This is a genomic window from Neisseria sp. P0001.S005, from assembly GCF_051963715.1.
This window is the reverse complement of record NZ_JBQCTZ010000502.1, coordinates 1-602: the sequence shown is the minus strand read 5'-3', so window position 1 is coordinate 602 and position 602 is coordinate 1. Positions and strand designations below refer to the sequence as shown.

The following is a 602-nucleotide window of genomic DNA, read 5'->3' as shown; positions in this document are numbered from 1 at the left end:
CGGGTAAAGTCGATGAGGACATCGCTTTGAGCCAGTACGGCATCCACGTCGTCTGAAATGGCAACGCCGGTTTTGAGGCCGGAGGCGAAGCCTGCATCCAAACCCAATACTTCCGAACCGGAATGCTCGAGTGCGCCGGAGAGAACGGTATCGGGATGGTTGTTGACCGCTTCAACCAATACGCGACCCATGCGGCCGTTGACGCCGGCAATGGCGATTTTCAATGCGCTCATGGGGCTTCCTTATTTCGGCTTGGTTTCGGTGGTCGGAACGACGTTTTGTCCGGCTTGAACGGCTTCGATGGATTTTTGAATGGCATCGCCTTCGGCGCGTGCGAGGACGTCGTTTTCAAAGTACAGGGTCAGGTTGCTTTGTTCTTTGATGATGCCGTTGCGGCTGGTGTTGAAAGTGTAATCCCAGCGGTCGGCGTGGAAGGCGTCGCGCAGGAGCGGCGTACCGAGCAGCAGTTGGACTTGGTCGCGGGTCATACCTTGGCGCAGGGAAACCACGGCGCGGGGATTGAGCTCGTTACCTTGAATGATTTTGAGTTTGTAGGATGGAAAGTTGGATACGCGCTCGGCACTGCATGAGGCCAGACCTAA

At 56.3% G+C, this 602-nt stretch carries 1 protein-coding gene and 1 pseudogene; both read right to left on the bottom strand.

The features are described 5' to 3' along the window. Positions 1-233: pseudogene (locus ACTHSP_RS21320) on the bottom strand (4-hydroxy-tetrahydrodipicolinate reductase); the annotation flags it as partial. A 9-nt stretch (positions 234-242) separates the two neighbouring features. Further along, positions 243-602, bottom strand: a 360-nt coding sequence (locus ACTHSP_RS21315) for an outer membrane protein assembly factor BamE (protein ID WP_440346921.1), incomplete at its 5' end; no start/stop codon positions are given.